We start from the raw sequence: 3,081 nt of genomic DNA, 5'->3' as shown, positions 1-3,081 counted from the left end.
TCACGCGCCATTTCGGCAACCTCATCGCCCGTGGATATGCTGACGGTCTGAGAAAGGTCGCCTCTCCGTGCGGCGGCGATGGATCGTTGCATGACCGGGATCGGCCTCACGATCGCGCGGCCGAGTAGGATGGCGACGGTTCCGAGCAGCACGACGACCAGAAGACACGCGCCACCCAATTGAAGGGCGGTTACGACAAAGGCTTTGTTAACGTCATCGATATAGATGCCGGATCCGACGACCCAGCCCCATGATCCATGGCGCTTGGCAAAGGCGATCTTGGGCTGCGGCGCGGTATCCTTGCCCTTGGGCCAGACATACCGGACTGTGACGCCGTTTCCGGCAACCGCTCCTTCCAGCATCTCCGCGACGAAGGCAACGCCATTCTGGTCCTTGACGGCTTTGAGGTTCTTGCCGACCAGGCGAGGGTCGGCGCCATGCGCCACGACCGTTCCGGCCGGGTCCAGAACGAAGAAGTACTCACCGTCCGCGTAGCGAAGCGATGACAGCGCTGCTAATGCCGCCTTCTGGGCGGCATCGTCGGAAATGGCGCCGTCGCGGGCGGCCTGGGCATAGTGATCGACCAGGGTCATGGCCGTCTCGATCAAGTGCTGCGTCTGACCCTGACGTTCGGAAAACATCTGAGACCGCAGCGTTATCAGCGATATGCTCGCGACGACAATCAGGCCGGCCAGACCGGCGGCTACGATCAGCATGATCTTGTATTTTATCTTTAAAGCGCCGATCACTTTCGCCTCCTGGCAGAATTATTTACTTACTCCCTTGAAGGAACAGTCTCGGCAGGTTTCGCGAATTAATCGTTAATTCGCGGCATCTCGCAGCGGTTGGACACACGAGCCACCCATCTAAAGCCTCTTGCGACTCATTCTCATAACGTGTAATTCAATAATGAGAGTGATTATCAATTTCATGGAGACGGCCGTGTCGAACCAGATGCTCAATGCCTCCACCTCTCTCCATCGCGACCAGGAAGCGGCTTTGGACCTGGATCGCGCCGAACATGACGATGCCGAAATGCTGACCTTATGGGCCTTCCGGCGCTGGGTCATGGGGCTCCGGTACAAGGCTCCGGAGCAATGGGAAACCGTTCTGCGCGGGTTGCGCCGGCGCTGCGGCGAGGCGGTAGGTCACGATGCGGCCGTGGCCATGGCGGAACTGGTAGATTGCTTGCGCAGAACGGCCCGCCGCACCATCGCTCACCACCAACCCTGCTGTGCAGAACTTGGCGATGACGAAGCGACCTTGCTCGTACTCCTGGCGGCCTGCCAGCGCGGTCATTCCCCACTGGCAGAAGCGGCAGCCCAGGCACTGTCCGGGACTTCCCGCAATGAAGAACTGACGCTGGCGGCCACGCGCTTCGCCGATGCTTTCTCCCAGCGGGGTTTGATGCTGCCCTACCGCGATCTGGCGTTGGATCTGGCATTTGCCGCCGGTCCCGATTCCGCGGCTTCGGTTCACTGAACTACCGGCCCAACTGAGCTGCCAGCCTGGTCTGCGCTACGCCAGTCCCGTCGTCTGACGCGGCTGGCGGTGCGGCACTTCACTATACTGCGAAGTAGAAACCGCGCGCGTTTCAAGCGAGGTCCGGCTGATTACCCGGGAAACGCGGGTCCGAAGGGTCCGTCGGCCGTCCGGGTATTTCCCCCGGTATGATGCCTGTTTGCTCCTCGTCCCGACCCCCGTCCGGTGTCTCCGCCGGTTCCGGCACCGGCGGAGTTTTCGGCGCATCCGCCGGATTTTCCGCATTGGCGCTGTCTGCGGATAGTTCGAAAAGCCGATCTTCCATTTCTCACCTCCTGTTCCTATTTTACAACAGTGGCGTGGCCTTCTGGTTGCGTCACCGGTGCTCGCGACATTGCAAAAGCCTTTGGCCGAGTCGCTCTAAAAGCATGAGCGGTAGACGCTATGGCGATCTGATGGGAGTGCCGAATGGAGCGGAACGAGTACAGCTTGGGTGTGTTTGATAAACCACAGCGCATGGGAAGATACTGATTTAGGCTTCGACGGTCGCAGAAGCCTTGCTGCGTTGATGAGGACCCCCGGAAAACCAGGGAGAGCGCGCAACTTCGGCACGTACAGGCGGTTCAGTGTCGTTACGGAATACGTCGACATTTCACCTGATGAAAATGCCGATGTAACTTCCGCACTTGCCCAGACTCCACAGGTGCCCGAAACTCCTTGTTAACTAACTGCCACTTAACGTAACGATTAACTATCATGGTGTCTGAAAGGGTGACGGCTTGACGCAACGAACCGCAGACCATCACAGCTCCAGCCGGACTTTACGGTCCGACCGCCGCACTGAAGGTTTGCCGTCACGGCCTCGGTCCCCGCTACCCGACAGGCACCAAGAATGGCGTCGTGCAAGCAATAAAATCGCGCCCAAAAGCCGCAGTGCGGTATACTCCGTTTTGCCATCGAATTGTCAAACTGTACGGCAAGCATACGGGTATGATTTGGGCAGTGTGGCTGACGTATCCTTTTCCAACGAATCCGGCTTCGGCCAACGCTGGCAATTTACGTACGGCGTCATAAATCTCTTTGAGACTAAGCTTATCGATTCGATGAACATGAACCGCCCATGCTCTAGGCTAAATCGTTATGAAGCCGGAATGTCAGCGTGCCGGCCAAGTAGCGATATAGAAAAGGACAGCCTTAAAGTTTGGCGGGGAGGAGTGACTGCTTTCGTTGCCTGCGGCAGCCCTGGCGGAAAAGTTTACCGATGAAGCCAGTCGAGCGCTGTAGGACCAATGGAGACCCTTTGAAAGAGGAGTGACCGATGTTCCCGGCCGACGACCTGTTCTCCCGCTACGCGCAAAACTACGAGGGTCGCAAAGAAGTAGAGATGACCCTCTTCGAGTACCTCGAAGCGTGCAAGAATGATCCTCTGATCTATGCCACGGCCGCCGAGCGACTTCTGGCCGCCATCGGTGAAGCGGAGGTTGTGGATACGGCGAAAGACCCGCGTCTGGGCCGTATCTTCATGAACCGCACGATCAAGGTATATCCGGCATTCAACGACTTCTACGGCATGGAAGAGACGATCGAGCGGATCGTCGG

2 protein-coding genes and 1 pseudogene are annotated in these 3,081 nt (G+C 58.2%); 2 read left to right on the top strand and 1 reads right to left on the bottom strand.

Annotated elements, in window-relative coordinates:
* Positions 1–749, bottom strand: a 749-nt coding sequence (locus AC5JJ6_RS06380; protein WP_496041237.1) for a cache domain-containing protein, incomplete at its 3' end; no start/stop codon positions are given.
* Between the two features lie 193 nt (positions 750–942).
* Here AC5JJ6_RS06380 and AC5JJ6_RS06375 point away from each other — a divergent pair.
* On the top strand, positions 943–1,482 hold the full coding sequence (locus AC5JJ6_RS06375) for a hypothetical protein (RefSeq protein WP_496041236.1): 540 nt from the start codon (positions 943–945) through the stop codon (positions 1,480–1,482).
* 1,318 nt (positions 1,483–2,800) lie between these two features.
* A pseudogene (locus AC5JJ6_RS06370) lies at positions 2,801–3,081 on the top strand (PrkA family serine protein kinase); the annotation flags it as partial.

Source organism: Skermanella sp., assembly GCF_059503625.1.
The sequence above is the reverse complement of the archived record's forward strand: the minus strand, read 5'-3'. Positions and strand labels throughout refer to the sequence as shown.